The organism is Bradyrhizobium tropiciagri (genome assembly GCF_018130545.1).
GTDB lineage: Bacteria > Pseudomonadota > Alphaproteobacteria > Rhizobiales > Xanthobacteraceae > Bradyrhizobium > Bradyrhizobium tropiciagri_A.
This window is the reverse complement of sequence record NZ_JAFCKF010000001.1, coordinates 1,330,465-1,349,076: the sequence shown is the minus strand read 5'-3', so window position 1 is coordinate 1,349,076 and position 18,612 is coordinate 1,330,465. Positions and strand designations below refer to the sequence as shown.

Sequence of the window (18,612 nt, the reverse complement as noted above, 5' to 3'; positions counted from 1 at the left end):
ACAGACCTATCTGTAGGGGGTCAATTTTGGACGCCGATCCCCCGGCTTAGGGGGTCAATATTGCAAGCCGAATGACACCCGAGAGCTCGCAAAGGTAGCGGAAAGCGTTGCGGAAGAGAACTCCGGCGCGAGCATGAAAGTTCTGAGCTGCGCGAACAATTCATCGCGGTGCTCGGTCACGATCTCCGCAACCCCCTCGCCTCGATCAGCGCAGGCGCGCGCATTCTCGACCGTTCGGTACAAACCGACAAAGAGCATCAGGTGATCGCAATGATGCAGACGACGGTCATGCGAATGGCCGGGTTGATTGACAACGTACTCGATCTCGCCCGCGGCCGGTTGGGCGGGGGCATTGGGCTGGATCGCGATGCGGCAAAGCGCTTGGAGCCGGTTCTCATGGGCACCGTCGACGAACTGAGGCTCGCTTCACCGGGCCGCGTCATCGAGGCCGAATTCAAAATCGGCCGAACGGTGAACTGCGATCGCTCCCGGATCGGACAGCTGCTCTCAAATCTCCTCGGGAATGCTCTGACTCATGGAGCTTCCAACAAGCCTGTGGTTGTGCATGGAGAAACCAGATAAGACGAGTTCGAACTCGGGTTGCGAATTCGGGCGAGCCAATCCCGGAAAAGGCCATGGGCAAGCTGTTCGAGCCCTTTTTTCGCGGGAATGCTCACGCCAGCAGGCAAGGACTCGGACTGGGCCTTTACATCGCCTCCCAGATCGCAACGGCTCATGGAGGTGAATTGACCGTTAGCTCGACCGAAGAAGAGACAAGGTTTACGTTCAGGATGCCTCTCCGTCCCGCGACGAGCTGATTCAGCCATTCACGCGTTGGGCAAGACCACGACCTGCTGGCTGGGCCGTCCCCACAAGCGAGATGTTTCGGTCAATGCCCGCCGGCGATTTGGCAAGCATGCTGACGGTCCCGGATCACGGAATTGACACCTGGCATCTCGAACACTGGAAATTGCCGGTCGCTGGGTCAATGCAGATAAAGCCCTTTGGCACATGATCGGCGCGGGTAGCGGTGTCGCCTCTCCTGAAGTCATAGCCATTCGCCTGTGAGAGCCGAGCTACGTCGATCCTTCTGCATCTCGGGCACTGAAGGTCTATCGTCCATTCATCGCGCCCGGTCACTATGGCGTAGCCGGTTTGCCGGGCCAGTACCTCGATTTGGTCGAAATCCAGTCTTTGGCGTCTTTGTCGGTTGCGAAATCCCCGACATGAGAGTCCGGCCCATACCCGGTCGTTACCGAAACGAACCAGCGGCCGCTCGTCATGACCTTGGCTTCAAATCGAGGAAATATGTCCATCGGCACAATATGCGCTCCAGCTCGGCCAATAGCTACTTCCAACTTGGCCTGAAAAGACTGAATCAACCAACGGACAAGAGGATCAACGCGGCGGCGCGACAGATAGCATCGCAAATAGAGCATGATCGCCGTCGATTTGCGCCGTTTCCCGGCTTGTCGCATAACCGTGAGCAACCTCGAGGCTCGCTTCGGAAACGTGCCATTTCCAAAGCGTCGGCTCCAGAGGTGTGAGAGTGACCTCTAGCAAGCGGGGGGTGAAATAGCTCTTCATTCGGCGATTATGCGCTGCAAATCGACGGATTACCAGACTCCAGTTTGCCAAGATCAAATCATCGCCTCTCGGGCAATGACGCGTGCGTTGCCGTCAATCCCCTGCGGCACACAAGCGGCCGGGGCCGGTATCGCTCATCCCGTCGCTGTTCACCGATCTCGCTTTGAAGCGCGTGAAGATTTCTCCGGCGTTGTCCTGGAGTATGTGGGGCGATGTCTGCTCCTAGGCCGCAATGCTCAGGCGCTATTCAGGGCTCGTGTAGTCCTCAAGACTGTCAAACCCGCCGAGCTGGACGATCTTTTCGAAGTCGCCGAGCGTGACGACCTGTCGCTTTATATCGAGGATGCCTTGAGTTCGGAACGCTTGGAGGATGCGGTTAATATGCACGACGCTCAATCCTAACGCGTCGGCCAGCTTAGATTGAGTAATTGGAAATTTGAATTGATCGTTGGCCACCAAGCCCATTACTCCAAGTCGCTGGCGCAATTCCGCAACTAGATAGGCCAAACGCCCCGAAGCCGATCGTGTTCCCAGATTGACGATCCATTGCCGGAACAACGCGGCGTCAATAAGCGACTCGCGCCAGAGCGCCCTTGCCAAAACCGGATGCGCATCAAGGATGCGTTCGAGCGCATCGTGATCGATGAAGCCAAGCTCCACTTTCGAGAGGGTCATCAGATCATGGTCCATCCGCTTCAGTGGCAGGCCGTGAAGGTCGGGCATATCACCCGCAATGTGGAACGATAGGATCTGCCGTTTGCCCTCTTCCGAAACTTTGGATCGATACGCAAAGCCGCTCAAGATCACGCAGCATCGAGTGCTAAGGTCCCCCTCGCGAAAGATGGGCGAATCTTCCGGAAAATTCCTGGCCGGGGCGACGATGGACCGGAGCGCTTCGACATCTTCGTTGGATAAATCAGAGTGCTGCCGCAACTTGCGAATCATCATTTCGATGGGCATCTGAGGTTCCTTTCCCAACCTTTCAAAGCAGCTGTCCGGTCCGGCCCGCGAACATACGCTGGAACGGACGCAGATATGAGAAATTATCCAGATCTTCGCCCGCGCCGAAGCGGCTGTGCACGGTCTCGCCGTTGAAGATGACCGACGCCTCCACGTGTCGGCGACTGTGCAGGGGCCTTGATGCCGGAATGATCGCCGACAAAGCAGCTCTCGTCTACCGGTTCGTCGCGGTTTTCGAGTGGGTCGGCTCACACTCTTTCCGCCACCACGCAGCTTCTCCTCCGTATCAGAAGCCATAGCGCGCCGCTCGCGCGCAGAGCGAGAAATCGCCTCTACGATCCGGCTCAAACTTTGAACGGTAGCCTTCGGTGCGCGTTGCTTCTCCGCATGCCGAGCGCGCGGGAAGGTGTCGCTTCGCAGCGGTCCGGTGCGCCTCCCGGTTGGCGGCCAAGCCGACGATCCGCTAGTACTGACCGAGCGCGCGATCAGGGTCTCCGTGGTCATTGCCTTTGCTGATTCAAATTAGGGCAGATTGCTTACGTGCTCGTGCCACTGTTGAGAAAGCTCAAGTGCGGCTCGCATATCTCTCTGTAAGAAAAGGAAACTTGGCGCACCCGACACGATTCGAACGTGTGACCTTTGCCTTCGGAGCAAGATAACGTGCCCATCCGAAAAATGCGATTAGGGCACGCTATTCTACGATATCCGGCTGATGCAACTGGATATTTTCAACAACACAAGCGACGTTCCTATCCGAAAACCCGCACTGATTTTCCCCTGCCTGCTTACGTGCTGCTTACGCGGGAGGTCGCGCCCGGAGTGAAGGAACGTCATGGTCAAGATTACGAAGAGGGTTGTCGAGGCAGCCGAAGCACAGGAAAAAGACTACCTGATCTGATTGCACCCTGACGCGCCAACGGATTTGCACGGCAGGCGGATCGGAGGCCTGGAGTGGGCGAAAAGGGCACATTTCGAAATCGCTAAACGTTCCGAGTGCAGCGGTCCGGCCTCACCGTGACCTCCGATAGCGAGCAAGCTCTCGATAGAGCGCCTCCGGCACGAGGAGGCAACCAACCTCTGTTCGTCGCGCAGGCATTCAGGAGCGCTCTGATGTGGTGCTTGCCATGCGCTTACACCCTTGGCGTTTAGTAGTTTTCCCTCCTTGGCAGTGCCCCGAATCAAGATATCTTCGACAATTGCGCAGGCTGACGACGGCGTCCAACATAGGTGGTGCCCAATAGCTATGGCGAGATCTGCGAAGCTGTTAGCGATCAAGCGAGGAAAGGTACTCTTGGTACGGCGCAAACGCGACCGACTGTGGATGTTCCCGGGCGGACGAAAGCGCGCACGCGAGAGCGATAAGGACTGCCTGCGTAGGGAGATCAGCGAGGAGCTTCCTAAGCTCAAACTCGGAAAACTTGCGCTCTGGAAAGAGATCAAGGCCAAGAATCGCTTCTCCGGAAGGAAGATGAGCGACGCAATCTTCATCGCGAAGAAGGCGTCTGGCAATCTGACGATTGGCGACAAGAAAGAGATCGATAGAGCTGCATGGCGCAAACCTCGCGGGTTGCAGCTTACGCCCACGTCGCGTTACATCAGAGACGAAATCTTTTCCAAACGCTAGCGGTAGCACTTATCGTCGTCTGGACGGCATGCTCAACCGCGCTCCAAACGAGGAGCCAACGTCGTCACCTAACGCGCAAGTTCGAGTGGCTAACCCGCCGAGGCGGCATCTTTGCCATCAGGTGAGCTTTCGTCCGGCTCGACCACGCGGAGACGACTCGGCTGAAGAGCACCTGCGCGCTCCAGCACCGGATAGGCGACAGAGCATATGTGCGAGTGGATGCGTTTCAGGTCACGCAGCACGTCGAGATGTAACGAGCTCGATTCGATACTTTCGGGGCGACGCTCGCGCAGTCGTTCCAAGTGGCTCTCGGCAGCGGCCAGCTCCGCCGTGCGCAACGTCGCCTTTTCCGCGATCAGCTGCCGGGCGATCTTCACGTCGCCGGACATGAAAACGCTGAAGGCGAGCTTGAGATTACTCATGACCTCCTGGTGAAACGTCTCCAGTTCTGAAACGCCTTGTTTGGAGAAGGCAAGCTTCCGCTTGATTTTCTTCTGGGCGAGTTCCATCAGATTCTTGTCGATGATGTCGCCGATGTGTTCCAGGTTGATGGAGAACGCGATGATCTCCATCGCACGGTGACCGTCCCGCTCATCCAGGCTCTCTCGTGTTGGGGTGGACGGCCCCCTTCCGCCACTCTGTGTGGCTAGACCGAGGTGGTCGCTGACCTCAAATGAAGGAGCCGCCCGTGGAAACGTTCCACAATCCGAGTATGGGAACGGACCCAGCCTCTTGAACCGGGCATTTGGCAAGATGATATCGCGGCTGACCGCCGAATTGCACGATAAATCCGCAGCTTGGAGCTTGGTCGCGTCGATTTCGGCGTATCTGAGCTACGTCCGGTTATCCGTGACTTGGGGTTGATCGATCACTCCGGATCTGTTCGCGCACAGGTGTGTGTACTGCCCCATCATCCCAGCATCGACTTCCAGGAGTTCATGATCGTGCGCCCACGGCGCACCGAACTTTGCCGAGGCGCTTCGCTACGGCGCGGAGACGTTCCACGCACTCCACGACCTCCTGCACAACGCCGGATATTCGACCGCGGTCGGCGACGAGGGTGGGTTTGCGCCAAACCTGAAGTCGATCGAGGAAGCCTGTGAATTGATCGTCGCCGCGGTCCGGAAGGCGGGCCTGCGCCCCGGCGGCGACGTCGCGAGTGCGCTCGACCCGGCAGCAACCTCTTTCGCCGAAGACGGCCGGTATGTCTTTGCCAAATCGGGCAACAAGATCCTCTCGCGCGACGAGCTGCTCACTCTCTATAACCGCCTTGTTGACGTCTATCCGATCGTTTCGATCGAGGATGGGTTTGCTGAGGACGACTGGGACGGCTTTTGCGGACAAACCGCTGCTGCGGCGATCGGATACAGATCGTGGGCGACGATCTCTACGTGACCAATCCTCGTCTTATCCAAAGGGGCATCGAGGGCGGTGCGACCAATGCGGTCCTCATCAAGTTAAACCAGATCGGCACCGTGACGGAAACAATCAAGGCTGTTCAGATGTGTCGGGACGCAGGCTGGGCTTACGTAATCTCTCATCGGTCTGGCGAAACCGAGGACACTTTTATTGCCGATTTCGCGGTCGCGATGGGCGGCGGACAAATCAAGGCTGGATCCCTTTCGCGGAGCGAACGACTCGCAAAATACAATCGCTTGCTCGAAATTGAGCGCGAGCTGGGACCCGCGGCAATATATGAGAGCCCTTTTCTGAAGCATGGAGTCGGGCGTCATGGCGATACCCCAAGATGAGCCTCGTACATCTCAATTACAGGCTGGCCCTCCGCATTACAGTCCTTGTCCTTTGACCGGTCTCGCCACGCCGAGCTCATCATGACGGTTCGCAAGTCCGACGCCGCAGTCAGCCTCATCACGGACGGTGACGTCGCTGGCGTCATCCATACGGCCGACCCCGACAATACGGGTATCGACATCTACATGGGCATCGGCGGAGCGCCAGAGGCTGTGCTCGCCCCGGCCTCGCTGCGCTGCAGTCGGGGGCAGATGCAAGCTCGCCTTGTTCTCGATGAGGTGGATGCCCGGGCACGCGCGGCCGATATGGGTGTCGTGGATCCCGCAAGAAACACCAGATCGAAGACATGGTCAGCGGCGACTGCCTGTTTGCGGTATCCGGGTTCTGTTTCCCAAGTGCTGAGAGTGCGCCAACTTATGACGCCAGCGGATGATCAGTCGTTGGCCGAGGCGAGGTCCTGATCAATCTGCAGTCGCTCGAACCAGGACGGCCGCTCACGCAAATCGCCGAGCCGCGCTTGAGCCCCGGAGCGGACGCGCTTCGATTCGCTGCGCAAGGCGGCTCGGCACGCCAACAGCGACAGTTGGAGGTCCGAATTCGTCATGAACGAACGCAGTTGTTCGAAATCCTTTGAGTTGAGCCTAGCTTCTCCGAGCAACAGCAGCAGGCTCCGGCACTTCCGAAGTTGGGATTCTGAGGGGGATTCGTAAACTTAAAGCGAGCTATGGCGTTCAGAAGGACCGGGTGTGCCTCAGGTCCGAACGAGGCTAGCGCTACTTCCGCCGTCTGACGAACTTCATCTTCACTTAGTGCATCGATAAGGACGGATATTGTGCTGGGCTGCCGAAACGTCGCCAATGCGGCGATGAGCCCATTGAGCGGATGCATCTTGGCGAGTCCGGAAAGGAGTTCAAGCGTGTTGTTATCCTTCCTCCGTGCGATCGCCCGTGCCGCCGCACTGACCACCACGTCATCCCCCAGCCCTTCGACGGCATCGCCGTTGCGAGGCTTGCGCTTGGCCTTCTCGGCGCCTTCGATGTCCTCGAAGAGTTTCTGCAGGGGTTATCGGCCAGGAGGCTATTAAAGGCGAACTCCACCACCTGCGAAGAAAATAGGCTGCAACTCGGCACAATCAAGATATCGGGCACGAAACCGAGCAGGCCGCTCAACTTTGTCACCAATATGGTCTATTCTGAAAGCGTATATCCGCGCGGCGGTGGAGTTCGCTTGGAACGCCCGATGGGTTAATGACTCCTGCAAGGTCAAACCTTGGTGGGAGATCCAAATGGCTGGGTACGAGAGGCGCGGCGGAGCGTTCTGCAGAAAACAACACGGAACTATCCGGGTGAAGCAATGAGCACCGCTTCGCAACACAGCCGCGTCGCCCTCCGGCTTATTGTTTTGATCGGCATATTGAGCTTCTTTGCCGACTTCACCTACGAAGGTTCTCGAAGTATCGTCGGTCCTTACCTGGCGAGCCTTCAGGCAAGCGGAACGATCGTCGGCATCGTCAGTGGCCTAGGCGAACTGCTTGTCTATTGCCTCCGGCTATTTTCGGGGCGCATTGCCACAGGCGATGCCCCGGCCGAGATTCAGAAGCCGCAGTCTCTGTAGTCTTTTCTGGCGAACCGGAAATGCGAGCCGACGGCGATAAAGTCAATATCCAGACATTGATTTCCTCGGCGATATTCGCCCAAACCGTCGCATCGAAGATATTCGAGATTTATCCGCCAGCGCTTCTCCTGCGGCGAGTAAGTTGCAAAATCATTCTGAGCGCTGGCAGGCCCCTTGCAGATGGCAGCGATGTATTGCCGGATTTCGGCGGGCAGATCGTCGATATGATGAGGATTCCAGGGATCATTCTTGGTGACGGCGCTGCCCTTGGCACCGGCCGTCGCCACACTGCAAAGCAGAAAGAAAAGAGCCAACAACGAGGTTCGCATGGTCATTCGGCACTCCTCAGTAAGTGGCTTCTGATCGTGCGGTTTATTTGCCCCCTGAGATCTCTTGTCCTCGGCAGGAGAGAGTCCTAATCCCGACGAAACTTTGGACCTCCCCGCAGGTGCTGAACCAGCGGGTCATCTCGAGGCCGTCGTTGCTATTCCGGAGATCAGCGAGATAGCTAGCACGAGAGACAGGCCACAAGCGCGGAAGTTCACTGTGCCTTGCAAATCGGCGTTGGCAGTTGCGCCGGTGCCGGATGCTCCTTCTTGTACTGAGCCAGGATCGGCTCAAGGGATTCTCTTGGCCAAAATTTCGGAACGCGGATTTCGTTCAAACAGGAAGCGTTCCAATATAGTCCCATGCCGGTTAGTGACCGGCCGGCCGCAACCGCTCGCGCGACGGCCTCGATGTCGGCAGAGTCAGGATAGATGTAAAGCGTCGTCGGATTATCTTTCACCATCGCTATGATTCGGCCGGCGTCCGATGGCGACCAACTGGTACAACCGTTGCTGCGGCCCCCAGCGTAATTCTCTAGCACTCCAAAAGGAACGTAACCGTCGTGGTTTGCGTGCGGACTGCGTGGATCCTTTCGAAGACAGACGTTTCTCAACAACTCGGCCGGGTGCCCGCCGATCTCGCGCTGTCGGGCATTTGCGGTCTCGCCCTCACCATCAAACTGAACAAACGAGCGTATCAGAACCGCGTCTTGTTTCGCCGAGATACGGTAGTAACCTTTGAAAGACGTCTTCGTCTCGCCGGTGACATAGGCCCCGCCAGTCGTCAGAGTTGAATCCATCGCATTGCCGAAGTTCTTCGCGCACCGTCTTCCGTTCGCGAAATCTGCGACCCCCTTCAAATCGCGACCGCCGCCGTGACCCGCCGAAATCGCGCGAAACGATCTCTTGGATTCGCAAATGACGTAGAACCGGCCCCCCAATCTGCCATCGCTTAGATCGTTGGGACGCGTCGCGTCCATGGCGAAGTAGCAGGGATTTTTAACCGCGCCTTGGCTCACCTTTTGCTGGTAAAGCGCGCGCGCCCTCTGCAAGACCACTTTTGCGATTTGACCTTCGCCTTCTCCGACATGGGCTCTCAGCCAAGCCGGAACATCCGACGATTGCTCCGCGGCAAAAGACCTTGGCGACGCCAATGAAGCGATGGTGATAGTGAACAGGCCGCAGAACAGAACGATGGACCTTAACCGCACCGGATCAATTCTCCCATTTCGAACCGTTTGCCCGCAAGTTCAAGGATCGCAGTGTATTCAACCGTTCGCGCCGGATCTCGCGGCCGGACAACCGGCTACTCCATAAGGGCGCTCGCAATCGTTCTGATATTGTGCCTGACCATCTCGATGTAGGTCGGAGCCTCGCCATTCTTCGCTGTCAGGCTATCCGAATAAAGCGTTCCGCCGATTGCCACTCCAGTCTCGGAGGCAAGCTGGCGCATCAGTCTGGGATCGCTGATGTTTTCCAGGAAGACCGCTGGAATCTTCTCTTTCATGATCTGCGTGATGATGGTTGCGATATCCCGCGCGCTCGGCTCGGTTTCGGTCGAAACGCCCTGCGGCGCCACGAACGTGATGTCATAGGCAGCGGCGAAATAACCGAAGGCGGCGTGAGTTGAGATCACCTTGCGCCGCTCGACAGGGATCGGCGTGAGCGCCTCGCGAACGTCGTGATCGAGTGCCCCCAGCTTGGCCAGATAGGCCGATGCGTTGGCTTTAAACGTTGCAGCGTCGGCGGGATCGGCGGCCACCATTGCGTCGCGGATATTGGCGACATAGATCTCGGCGTTCGCAAGGGATTGCCAGGCGTGCGGATCCAGCGACCCTGCGCCGCGATCACGACTCAGTATCTCGCCCGCAACGACCTTTCGCGGTACGATGCCGTAGGTTGCGACGACGGTGGTCGCATGGCCGCCTGACGATTCGACAAGGCGCGGCACCCAGCCCTCCAGGCCAAACCCATTGACGATTACAGGTCCGGCATTCCTGATCGCCTCCGCATCGGCGGTCGTCGGCGTGTAGACGTGGACGTCCGCGTTGGGACCGACCGGCGTCGTGACGTCGACCCGATCACCCCCAACGTTCCTGGCGAAATCACCGAGAATCGAAAACGTTGCCACTACCTTTAACTTCGTTGCCCCTTGCTGCGCAGACGCGGGCAGGATCGACGCGGACGCAAGGCCAACCAGGATCAGCAGAAACCGTCGAAGGCAGATCTTCTGCCAGACGGGGATGTCGTGTGTCGATCGACAGGCCAAGTCGAAATGAAACCGCCGCCGCGGATTGGCAAGTATTGGAGTGTCACGACACAGCTGGAACAAGAGCGCCGCTCCGAATTACTTGATCTGACGGTCCTTGCGTCGTCTCCTTACTGAAAGTAATGTTATAACGTTACATCGGAGATCGCAATCAAGTCGGGGTGGCATTTCACACCAATTGCTGAGTGTCTGCTCGATCCGGACGCGAAGCTCACCAGGCGTTGATCAGCGATCGCCATGATACGGCGAAAGCGCCGCCTACAAAGCGCGAGGAGAAACATCACCATGGCTGATGCTGCACCTCAGATTCCCGTCACGGTTCTGACCGGCTATCTCGGCTCCGGGAAGACCACGCTGCTGAACCGCATTCTCTCCGAGACGCACGGCAAGCGGTTTGCGGTGATCGTGAACGAATTCGGAGAGGTCGGAATCGACAACGATCTCATCGTCGACGCGGACGAGGAGATTTTCGAGATGAACAACGGCTGCATCTGCTGCACGGTCCGCGGCGATCTCATTCGCATTATCGCGGGGCTGATGCGGCGCAGCCGAACCTTCGACGGCATTGTCGTCGAGACGACCGGACTCGCAGATCCCGCGCCGGTGGCGCAGACGTTCTTTATCGACGAGGACGTCCGTCGCAAGACGAAGCTCGACGCCATCGTCACCGTCGCAGATGCCAAGCATCTCCTCGAACAGATCGAGCAGGCGCCGGAAGCGCAGGAGCAACTCGCGTTCACCGATATCGTTCTCGTCAACAAGGTCGATCTTGTCGATGCGAGCGGCCTCGCAACGGTCGAGTGTCGCATCCGAAAGCTCAACCCGTATGCGAAGATTCACCGAACCGAGCGCTGTGATATCGACCTCGGCCAGGTATTGGGACGAGGCGCCTTCAATCTCGAGCGCATCCTCGAAGTCGAGCCGGGATTCCTCACCGAAGAACACGAGCACGAACACGACGACGGGATCGGCAGCCTGTCCCTGGTGGCGGATGGACCGATGAAGCCCAACAGGTTCGTGCCATGGATTCAGGGCGTCACCCAGCGTTATGGGACGGACATCCTGCGCATGAAGGATATCGCCTCGATAGAGGATGACGATCGGCAGTTCGTCGTTCAGAGCGTGCACATGCTCATTGAAGGCGGCAGTCGGCGTCCCTGGAAGGAGCAGGAGCCCCGCCCAGACCCGGCTTGTATTCATTGGTCGTGACCTGCCAAAGGACCTGCTCAGACAAGACTTTGAAGCTTGCTGCGCCTGAGGAAACGCAATTGGGCGAGATCGTAGGATTTATTTCGAAATCCGAACGCGAACGGCTTCGCTTAATTCGCGAAGCTCGGGCGATATATGACAGCATCTTTCCACCGACCGACGCGGTCAGCGAGCGGCCGCATGACACGCCCGGCAAGAGTGACACAACCGGGCTGAAAGGGACTGCTCCGTCGAAAGGAAACGTCTGAGTGATGCGCTCATAGCCCTTCGATCCGCCATATTTTCCTCGTCCATTGCAGAATGGTCGCCAGTACCGCGCGGCAATTGCGCGCGTTTGGCCGATGGCGGTAGTTTCGGGGCGAGGGAAGTCAGAAGGGGAACGGCTCCTTGGCAGGGGCGAAAACGATGTCGGCACGGTCCTTCACCCGGCGATGCGGAGCCTATCTCGCGCTGGCGGCGCTTGGGCTGCAGCTCGTGCTGTCATTCGCGCATCTTCACAAGCATGATCTTGCTGTCCCGAGGATAGACCGCACCGATATCGTCGGCGTCACGCACGCCCGGTCAGGCTTGCATTTCGCGGAGCGGCTTCCGCCGCGGCTCGCCGATGATGATGACAACTGCCCAATCTGCTTTTCGGGCTTCCTGCTGTCGACTTCCTCACTACCCGATGCGCCGTCAAGCCTGTATCCGTTGCAATTCGCCGAGATTGATTGCGCGTTCCATCCAGTTTCCGATCGAATCATTAGACCGCGTCACGCGGCATTCCGGTCACGCGCGCCCCCCACCGTCTGACGCCTTGCTGCTTTCGTGCGTCCGCGGGATACGTACTGCGAGCGCGACGCAAGGCGCACGCGGCAACCGGTGCGCTATCACACTCTGATGCGCATTTGAGACCGCCGTCCCCGCATGTTGCGGGTGCCCTTATTCCTCGATTCGGCAGATGGACCATGATCGAACGCGCATGTTGCTGCTGCACGATCCTTCTCTTGTTGTTATCTATCAACCGTGCGGAGGCACATCCCCATGTTTGGGTCACGTTCCACAGCGAAGTGGTCTATGCCGCCGATGGCAGCATGACCGGCGTCCGCCACGATTGGACCTTCGATGACATGTTTTCCGCCTATGCGCTCCAAGGCATCTCGCATGCCAAAAAGGGCCAGTACACGCGGCAAGAACTGGCCGCGCTTGCACAGACCAACGTGGATTCGCTGAAGGAATACGACTACTTCACCTATGCACGCGCCGACGGCAAGAAGCTGAAGTTTGCGGACCCGGTCGACTATTGGCTCGAATACAAGGATGCTGCGTTGACGCTGCATTTCACCCTGCCACTGAAAACACCTGTCTCAGCCAAGGCTATGAAGATCGAGGTCTACGACCCCTCGATCTTCGTGGATTTCGAATTCGCCAAAGATACGCCAGTTTCCTTAAGCGGTGCGCCGCAATGCCTCGCGACCTACGATCTGCCGCACCAGCCGACGCCGACCGAGCAGGCGCGGCTCAGCGAGCTCGACGCCGTGCCGCTGGATCCCTCCAGCACCTATGGAGAAATCTTCGCCAACAAGATCCTGGTGAAATGCCCATGATCAAATCGCAGACCATCGCCTTGACTGCGCTAACGGCGATCTTCATTGCCTGCACAATGGGTATCGTGTCGGCGTGGAGCGCGCCGTTTGGCGCGCCCCATTTGGCAAGTGCCGCGTCCACATCCGGACTGATGGGCTGGATTTTCGCGGAACAGGCCGCCTTCTATCGTTCTCTCTCGGGCTTCATCCGAGCCGCCAAGGAGGACGGGGCCGCGATGTGGGAGCTGTTCGGTGTTTCCTTCGTCTATGGCGTTTTTCATGCTGTGGGTCCGGGGCATGGCAAAGCAGTGATCTCCTCCTACCTCGTCGCCAATGAGGAGACCTGGCGCCGCGGTGTTGTGCTGTCATTTGTGTCTGCAGCCATCCAATCGGTCGTTGCTATCATTGTCGTGGCCATCGCTGCGGCTCTGCTCGGCGCAACCGCCAAGGTGATCGGGCTAACCGTCCACCTAGTCGAGATCACCAGCTATGCTCTCGTTACCCTGATCGGTCTTAGGCTTTTCTATGTCAAAGGTCGCTCTTTCCTGATCGCCTGCCGTGAATTGACCTGGCGTCGCGCGCCCGAGCTTGCTTTTGCTTCGGCTACGGGTGCCGGGACTTTGCGTACTCAAACCGTTCAGTTGCCAGGCCGGGTGTTCGGTGCGATGGCCATGCGCGGCGGGCGATGCATGATCGATGGATGCGCTGTGCACAGCTTTCATTGCCACGACGACCATCACGAGTCGGCTTGGGGACATGCCCATGGGCCCGGGCCGGCGGAGCTCGCCGGCGCGGGCGGCTGGCGCCGAGGCCTGTCCGCCGTCATCGCGGTTGGACTGCGGCCCTGTTCCGGCGCGATCATCGTGCTCATCTTCGCGCTGGCCCAGGACCTGTTCTGGACGGGTGTAGGCGCGACGCTGATCATGGGATTGGGCACCGCCGCGACTGTAGCGGCAATCGCAATCGTCGCGGTCAGCGCACGCGGGCTCGCAAATCGCGTCGCCCGGACGCGGGCAGGGTTCGGCATGCTCGCGATGCGCGCGATCGAAGCGGGCGCCGCGACACTTATCGTCGCCTTTGGCATAATGCTGCTGGCGGGCTACATGGCCAGCGAGCAACTCTGGATGTTCACCGGGTAGGCCTGACGCCAACCGGTTTCGAGAGTCCCCGACCGCTGATCAGGCGGAGGACTTTCCAATCGATTCAATAACTCGACACTCGGCTACTCGGCCTCCTCGGCACGATTTCAACATCCGCATCAGCTCTCGCCGTAGCGCCGTCAATCGCGCGATCTTTTCTTCGATTTCAGCCAGGTGTTCGCGAGCGAGAGCATCGACTTCGTCACACCGCCGATCGGGCTCGTCCTGCAACCTCAATAATTTTCGGATGGTGTCAACTTCGAAGCCAAGCTCGCGAGCGTGCCGGATAAACGTGAGTCGCCTGATCGCGTCCTCGGAATAGCGGCGGCGATTGCTTTCTGAGCGGCCAGGTGCCGGCAACAAGCCGATTTCTTCATAGTAACGGATTGTCGGAACCTTGATCATGGTTCGCCGGGCCGCATCACCGATCGACCACATCTCCGACATCTTCCTCTTGCTCCTCTAGTCACTAGAGGTTCTATACTATCGTCTCCGGAGGAGAGCACAATCGGGTCTCGGTATGGCTGACCATTGTCATGATGACTGTTGCGCTGACGAGGACGCTTCGACGTTACCAGCCTGGCGACGCGCGCTGTGGATTGCGCTCGCGGTCAACGCCGGGATGTTCGCCGTCGAGATCGGCGCCGGCTTGGTAGCCGGCTCCAGCTCGCTTCAAGCAGACTCTCTCGACTTTCTCGGTGATGCCGCGAACTACGCAATCAGCCTCAGCGTGACCGGCTTGATGCTAAGCTGGCGGGCGCGTGCTGCGCTCCTCAAAGGGCTCACCTTGTTTGCGTTGGGCGCGTGGGTAGCAGCAACGACCATCGTCCACGCCTATCATGGGATTCTGCCGAGGGCCGAGCTCATGGGGGCGGTAGGCTTGCTCGCTCTAGCTACCAACGGCGCCGTCGCACTCATGCTATATCGCTTCCGCAGCGGCGACGCGAACATGCGATCCGTCTGGATATGTTCGCGTAACGACGCAATCGGCAACGTCGCGGTCCTCCTGGCTGCGATCGGTGTATTCGGCATCGGGACCGGCTGGCCAGACGTGATCGTTGCCTCGATCATGGCTATCCTCGCGCTTTCAGGCGGCTTTCAAATCGTACGCCATGCCGCCGCAGAACTTCGCAGCGAGCCACGGGCGTCACAGATGGGCGGAAGGGCGCTGTGAGGCATTTGGCGATCGCGGCAGCACTCGTGACCCTGCCCGCAGCCTGCTTTGCAGAGGAGCTTGAGACCACGCACCTGTTCGGCTTCACGCTGGGCAGCGACGTGAACGCCGTCGGCGAAAGGGAGGTCGAGAGCGAGAGCACCGCCCGGCTTGGGAAGGGCGCCGGCTCTTACACCGCACTGTCGCAGCAACTCTCGGTCAAGTTCATCCCGTTTCAGGATTTCTCGATTGAACCTGGAGTAGGCGCAGCGTATCACGGCATATCTGTAGTCCCCGGCCTCGACGACCTGCACGAGACAGCCATCGACACGCTATCGCTGGAGATGCGGTATCGCGTTCTTAATCGCGAGCGGGCGCCCTTCGGGCTGACCCTCGGCGCCGATCCGCATTGGGGCCGCGCCGACGACCTCACCGGAGAGCCAGTCGATAGATACGGCACCGATTTCTGGATTATCGCAGACAAAGAACTTGCACCCGATCGCATTTTCGCGGCGCTCAATCTTTTCTACCAGCCCGAGGCGCTCCGCTCGCGCCTGACGGGCCTTTGGGAGCAGCAATCTCAACTTGGAACATCCGCGGCGATGGCGGTGCAAGTTTATCCGGGCGTTCTGATCGGTGCAGAAGCGCGCTACATGCGGAGTTATGCGAGCCTCAGTGTTGACGCCTTCGTGGGAACTGCGCTCTTCGTCGGTCCTACATTTTATGCACGGCTTTCTGAACGCGCATGGCTTTCAGCGGCGTGGAACGCTCAAGTTGCTGGCCGGGCCGGCAACGCTCCGGGCTTGTTGGACCTTACCAACTACGAGCGCTATCAGGCTAAGCTCCGGTTTGGGTATAATTTTTGATCACCACGAGTGGTTGCTGCAATTCATCCTTTACTGCAAAACCATCGCCTCTCAGATCGGCGAGCTAACGCCCAACATCGTCCTCTGCCAAGATATCGGCACTACGCGACGATCTTCATTCGGATTGTTTACTCGCGCGAACAAGGCGGAGCGAGTGTTTCAGTCTGGGCGCGTGCATCAAGTTGCGAAATAGAGGGAAATTGGCGCGCCCGACACGATTCGAACGCGTGACATTTGCCTTCGGAGGGTAGACGCTGCTCAAGCCCCACCGTACCACGTAACCGTACGTCGCGCTGTCCTACGAAGCTATGCTTGATGCCACAGGACGACGCGGAAGAGCTTTATCAGTGGCGGAACACCGATATACCGGCGTAGGTCAAGCCGTGGGTTTTGGTCCGGAAAACTCGAAAATGTGTTATCTTTCAATGGGGATTGACTGACACTCTCTCCGCCATTCCCCAATTGATAGCAACGGCGGACCAGGCGGAAGGGATCACCTGCCGACAGGGGCGCGCTTGATAAGCGCGCGTCTGCACGCGCCCCGACGACATTCGTCGTCATAATTCTTCACCGATGGCGTATGCCGTGACGATCATCCGAACGCTGCTCGGTCACGGCCGGAATACATCCGGATTGCGGGCCGCGATACGAAAGTATGGGGGCGCGGCGGAGCGAAGGTAGGGGGCGGGCGGCCGTTCGATTGGCGCTATATCGCGATCAAGCCGCGCGGACGAGACGCGCGTCGTTCTCACACGCGACCTGGGGAGGAGCGCTTGATACGCCTGCTGTTGCTGCTGCCGTTCATCGGTCTGATGATCGTGCCATTCTACAATCTCAGGGAGCCGATGCTGTTCGGTTTTCCGTTCTTCTACTGGTATCAGCTCGCCTGGGTGCCGCTGACATCGCTCCTGACCTACATCGTCTACAGGAGAGTGCGCGATGCCGGCTAATGTCGATCCGGCAGCACTGGCTGTCTTCATCGCCCTGTTTGTCCTCGTCACCGGAATGGGCTTCGTCGCGTCGCGATGGCGCAAGCCGGAGACGCTGGCGCATCTCGACGAGTGGGGCCTCGGCGGCCGCAAGTTCGGAACCTGGATTACCTGGTTCCTGGTCGGCGGCGATTTCTACACCGCCTATACCGTGATTGCCGTGCCGGCGCTGGTCTATGCGGTCGGCGCCTACGGCTTCTTTGCTTTGCCCTACACCATCATCGTCTATCCCTTCGTGTTTGCGGTGATGCCGGTGCTGTGGAAGGTTGCCAAGGACAAGGGCTTTGTCACCGCGGGCGACGTGGTCCGAGGCGCCTACGGCTCTCGCGGGCTGGAGCTTGCGGTCGCGGCGACCGGCGTGCTGGCCACCATGCCTTACATCGCGCTACAGCTGATCGGCATGGAGGTGGCGATCAAGGCGCTGGGTCTGCATGGCGAAATTCCGCTGATCCTGGCTTTTCTGGTGCTCGCGCTCTACACCTATTCGTCGGGGCTGCGCGCGCCGGCGCTGATCGCTTTCGTCAAGGACATCATGATCTATATCGTGGTGATCGCCGCGATCGCGATCGTGCCCTCCAAGCTCGGCGGCTATGGCGAGATCTTCACCGCGGCCGACGCCGCCTTCAAGGCCAAGGGTTCGGGCGGCATATTGCTGTCGCCGGCGCAGGTGTTCCCCTATGCCTCGCTGGCGCTGGGCTCGGCACTCGCTGCCTTCATGTATCCGCACACCCTGACCGGCATCTTCGCCTCATCGGGCGGCAACACCATTCGCAAGAACGCGGTGATGCTGCCGGCCTACACGCTGCTGCTCGGTCTCCTCGCACTGCTCGGCTATATGGGGCATGCGGCCGGGTTGAAGCTCGCGAGCAACAACGACGTGGTGCCGGCGCTGTTCAAGGTCCTGTTCTCGGGCTGGTTCGCAGGATTTGCCTTCTCGGCGATCGCAATCGGCGCGCTGGTGCCCGCCGCAGTGATGAGCATCGGCGCGGCCAACTTGTTCACCCGCAACTTCTGGAAGGTCTGGATCAATCCCTCGATCATGCCGGAGGGCGAGGCGAAGGTCGCCAAGATCACCTCGATGCTGGTCAAGGTGGGGGCGCTGCTCGCGATCCTGTTGATGCCGACGCAGTTCGCGCTCGATCTCCAGCTGCTCGGCGGTCTCTGGATCCTGCAGACTCTGCCGGCGCTGGTGTTCGGCCTCTACCTGAACTGGTTCTCGAGCCGGGCACTCCTGATCGGCTGGGCGGTCGGCCTGCTCGGCGGCTCGTGGCTCGCCTGGTCGGACGGGCTGAAGCCGCTGCACAGCATCGACTTCGGCGCGGGGCCTGTCGCCATCTACACCGGCCTGTTGGCGCTCGCGCTCAACATCGTCGTGGCGGTAGCGGTCAACCTGGCTCTCAAGGGCTTGCCGCAGGCGCGGCTATCCCGCGAGAGCGCCTGATTTTTGACCACGATCGGCGGCCGGCCCCTGCAGCCGGCCGCCGACGTCGCTATTCAGTCTTCCCTTGGGGCGAAAACGCTATAATGCAGGCGTTCTCTCATATCCCCTCGGCAACGCG

19 protein-coding genes and 4 pseudogenes are annotated in these 18,612 nt (G+C 59.2%); 16 read left to right on the top strand and 7 right to left on the bottom strand.

What is annotated here, in order from left to right; genetic code table 11:
• Nucleotides 1-168: 168 nt before the first annotated feature.
• Together JQ616_RS39250 and JQ616_RS39245 are read left to right on the top strand one after the other, a co-directional pair.
• Nucleotides 169-582 (top strand): sensor histidine kinase, encoded by a 414-nt coding sequence (locus tag JQ616_RS39250; protein ID WP_349629963.1) that lies wholly within the window; start codon nt 169-171, stop codon nt 580-582.
• A 53-nt stretch (nt 583-635) separates the two neighbouring features.
• Nucleotides 636-818 carry a sensor histidine kinase gene (locus JQ616_RS39245; protein WP_249136424.1) on the top strand — a complete coding sequence of 61 codons (183 nt, stop codon included), beginning with the start codon at nt 636-638 and terminating at the stop codon, nt 816-818.
• A 1,012-nt stretch (nt 819-1,830) separates the two neighbouring features.
• Here the strand turns inward: JQ616_RS39245 and JQ616_RS06465 are convergent.
• Both JQ616_RS06465 and JQ616_RS06460 read right to left on the bottom strand, forming a co-directional pair.
• A complete protein-coding gene (locus JQ616_RS06465) occupies nt 1,831-2,547 on the bottom strand; it encodes a Crp/Fnr family transcriptional regulator (protein ID WP_100951609.1) in 717 nt (238 codons plus the stop codon).
• A gap of 22 nt (nt 2,548-2,569) precedes the next feature.
• Complete coding sequence (locus JQ616_RS06460) at nt 2,570-2,749, bottom strand: hypothetical protein (RefSeq protein ID WP_212013047.1); 180 nt, start codon at nt 2,747-2,749, stop codon at nt 2,570-2,572.
• A 1,041-nt stretch (nt 2,750-3,790) separates the two neighbouring features.
• Between JQ616_RS06460 and JQ616_RS06455 the strand changes: the two genes are divergently transcribed.
• Nucleotides 3,791-4,171 carry an NUDIX hydrolase gene (locus JQ616_RS06455; RefSeq protein ID WP_100956138.1) on the top strand — a complete coding sequence of 127 codons (381 nt, stop codon included), beginning with the start codon at nt 3,791-3,793 and terminating at the stop codon, nt 4,169-4,171.
• Nucleotides 4,172-4,260: 89 nt separating this feature from the next.
• Here the strand turns inward: JQ616_RS06455 and JQ616_RS06450 are convergent.
• Nucleotides 4,261-4,779, bottom strand: a pseudogene (locus tag JQ616_RS06450) (PhoU domain-containing protein); the annotation flags it as partial.
• A 403-nt stretch (nt 4,780-5,182) separates the two neighbouring features.
• Between JQ616_RS06450 and eno the strand changes: the two are divergent.
• The 4 genes and pseudogenes from eno to JQ616_RS06425 all read left to right on the top strand — a co-directional run.
• A pseudogene (gene eno / locus JQ616_RS39875) lies at nt 5,183-5,922 on the top strand (phosphopyruvate hydratase); the annotation flags it as partial.
• 27 nt (nt 5,923-5,949) lie between these two features.
• Nucleotides 5,950-6,305, top strand: a pseudogene (locus JQ616_RS06435) (fructose-bisphosphatase class II); the annotation flags it as partial.
• Nucleotides 6,306-6,805: 500 nt separating this feature from the next.
• On the top strand, nt 6,806-7,171 hold the full coding sequence (locus JQ616_RS06430) for a hypothetical protein (RefSeq protein ID WP_212013042.1): 366 nt from the start codon (nt 6,806-6,808) through the stop codon (nt 7,169-7,171).
• Between the two features lie 105 nt (nt 7,172-7,276).
• Nucleotides 7,277-7,537, top strand: coding sequence for a hypothetical protein (locus JQ616_RS06425; protein ID WP_210202774.1), 261 nt, complete (start codon nt 7,277-7,279; stop codon nt 7,535-7,537).
• Here JQ616_RS06425 and JQ616_RS06420 read toward each other — a convergent pair.
• The 3 genes from JQ616_RS06420 to JQ616_RS06410 all read right to left on the bottom strand — a co-directional run bounded on the left by JQ616_RS06420 (nt 7,516) and on the right by JQ616_RS06410 (nt 10,090).
• The gene (locus tag JQ616_RS06420) at nt 7,516-7,872 is read right to left on the bottom strand and encodes a hypothetical protein (protein WP_157817094.1); all 357 of its coding nucleotides are present in this window, start codon (nt 7,870-7,872) and stop codon (nt 7,516-7,518) included. The genes JQ616_RS06425 and JQ616_RS06420 overlap by 22 nt on opposite strands.
• Before the next feature lie 206 nt (nt 7,873-8,078).
• Nucleotides 8,079-9,074: a hypothetical protein gene (locus tag JQ616_RS06415; protein ID WP_212013040.1), complete on the bottom strand. Its 996-nt coding sequence runs from the start codon at nt 9,072-9,074 to the stop codon at nt 8,079-8,081.
• Nucleotides 9,075-9,169: 95 nt separating this feature from the next.
• The gene (locus JQ616_RS06410) at nt 9,170-10,090 is read right to left on the bottom strand and encodes a metal ABC transporter solute-binding protein, Zn/Mn family (protein WP_371682862.1); all 921 of its coding nucleotides are present in this window, start codon (nt 10,088-10,090) and stop codon (nt 9,170-9,172) included.
• 327 nt (nt 10,091-10,417) lie between these two features.
• Between JQ616_RS06410 and JQ616_RS06405 the strand changes: the two are divergent.
• From JQ616_RS06405 to JQ616_RS06390, 5 genes and pseudogenes are all read left to right on the top strand, one after another.
• Nucleotides 10,418-11,390: pseudogene (locus JQ616_RS06405) on the top strand (CobW family GTP-binding protein).
• Between the two features lie 10 nt (nt 11,391-11,400).
• Nucleotides 11,401-11,589, top strand: a complete 189-nt coding sequence (locus JQ616_RS39240; RefSeq protein WP_100951615.1) for a hypothetical protein — start codon at nt 11,401-11,403, stop codon at nt 11,587-11,589.
• Nucleotides 11,590-11,746: 157 nt separating this feature from the next.
• The gene (locus tag JQ616_RS06400) at nt 11,747-12,133 is read left to right on the top strand and encodes a hypothetical protein (RefSeq protein ID WP_157817095.1); all 387 of its coding nucleotides are present in this window, start codon (nt 11,747-11,749) and stop codon (nt 12,131-12,133) included.
• Nucleotides 12,134-12,288: 155 nt separating this feature from the next.
• The gene (locus JQ616_RS06395; protein ID WP_100951616.1) at nt 12,289-12,927 is read left to right on the top strand and encodes a DUF1007 family protein; all 639 of its coding nucleotides are present in this window, start codon (nt 12,289-12,291) and stop codon (nt 12,925-12,927) included.
• Nucleotides 12,924-14,045, top strand: coding sequence for a nickel/cobalt transporter (locus tag JQ616_RS06390; protein WP_249136421.1), 1,122 nt, complete (start codon nt 12,924-12,926; stop codon nt 14,043-14,045). The genes JQ616_RS06395 and JQ616_RS06390 overlap by 4 nt, the downstream gene beginning before the upstream one ends.
• 39 nt (nt 14,046-14,084) lie before the next feature.
• Here JQ616_RS06390 and JQ616_RS06385 read toward each other — a convergent pair whose 3' ends face one another.
• Entirely contained in the window at nt 14,085-14,492 is a 408-nt protein-coding gene (locus tag JQ616_RS06385) for a MerR family transcriptional regulator (RefSeq protein ID WP_212013036.1), read from the bottom strand.
• A 73-nt stretch (nt 14,493-14,565) separates the two neighbouring features.
• On the opposite strand from JQ616_RS06385, the gene JQ616_RS06380 reads away from it, so the two are divergent.
• From JQ616_RS06380 to mctP, 4 genes are all read left to right on the top strand, one after another.
• Nucleotides 14,566-15,219, top strand: coding sequence for a cation transporter (locus JQ616_RS06380; RefSeq protein WP_212013034.1), 654 nt, complete (start codon nt 14,566-14,568; stop codon nt 15,217-15,219).
• Nucleotides 15,220-15,245: 26 nt separating this feature from the next.
• Complete coding sequence (locus JQ616_RS06375) at nt 15,246-16,064, top strand: hypothetical protein (RefSeq protein WP_212013033.1); 819 nt, start codon at nt 15,246-15,248, stop codon at nt 16,062-16,064.
• Nucleotides 16,065-16,837: 773 nt separating this feature from the next.
• Complete coding sequence (locus tag JQ616_RS06370) at nt 16,838-17,014, top strand: DUF3311 domain-containing protein (RefSeq protein ID WP_212013032.1); 177 nt, start codon at nt 16,838-16,840, stop codon at nt 17,012-17,014.
• A complete protein-coding gene (gene mctP, locus JQ616_RS06365; protein WP_212013031.1) occupies nt 17,004-18,494 on the top strand; it encodes a monocarboxylate uptake permease MctP in 1,491 nt (496 codons plus the stop codon). Before JQ616_RS06370 ends, mctP begins: the two co-directional genes overlap by 11 nt.
• Nucleotides 18,495-18,612 lie beyond the last annotated feature (118 nt).

What these genes read in the sequence shown, in the direction of transcription:
- JQ616_RS39245 (WP_249136424.1), top strand. Translation starts at nt 636, where the DNA reads ATGGGCAAGCTGTTCGAGCCCTTTTTTCGCGGGAATGCTCACGCCAGC.
- JQ616_RS06465 (WP_100951609.1), bottom strand. Translation starts at nt 2,547, where the DNA reads ATGCCCATCGAAATGATGATTCGCAAGTTGCGGCAGCACTCTGATTTA.
- JQ616_RS06455 (WP_100956138.1), top strand. Translation starts at nt 3,791, where the DNA reads ATGGCGAGATCTGCGAAGCTGTTAGCGATCAAGCGAGGAAAGGTACTC.
- JQ616_RS06430 (WP_212013042.1), top strand. Translation starts at nt 6,806, where the DNA reads ATGCATCTTGGCGAGTCCGGAAAGGAGTTCAAGCGTGTTGTTATCCTT.
- JQ616_RS06425 (WP_210202774.1), top strand. Translation starts at nt 7,277, where the DNA reads ATGAGCACCGCTTCGCAACACAGCCGCGTCGCCCTCCGGCTTATTGTT.
- JQ616_RS06420 (WP_157817094.1), bottom strand. Translation starts at nt 7,872, where the DNA reads ATGACCATGCGAACCTCGTTGTTGGCTCTTTTCTTTCTGCTTTGCAGT.
- JQ616_RS06400 (WP_157817095.1), top strand. Translation starts at nt 11,747, where the DNA reads ATGTCGGCACGGTCCTTCACCCGGCGATGCGGAGCCTATCTCGCGCTG.
- JQ616_RS06395 (WP_100951616.1), top strand. Translation starts at nt 12,289, where the DNA reads ATGATCGAACGCGCATGTTGCTGCTGCACGATCCTTCTCTTGTTGTTA.
- JQ616_RS06390 (WP_249136421.1), top strand. Translation starts at nt 12,924, where the DNA reads ATGATCAAATCGCAGACCATCGCCTTGACTGCGCTAACGGCGATCTTC.
- JQ616_RS06385 (WP_212013036.1), bottom strand. Translation starts at nt 14,492, where the DNA reads ATGTCGGAGATGTGGTCGATCGGTGATGCGGCCCGGCGAACCATGATC.
- JQ616_RS06380 (WP_212013034.1), top strand. Translation starts at nt 14,566, where the DNA reads ATGGCTGACCATTGTCATGATGACTGTTGCGCTGACGAGGACGCTTCG.
- mctP (WP_212013031.1), top strand. Translation starts at nt 17,004, where the DNA reads ATGCCGGCTAATGTCGATCCGGCAGCACTGGCTGTCTTCATCGCCCTG.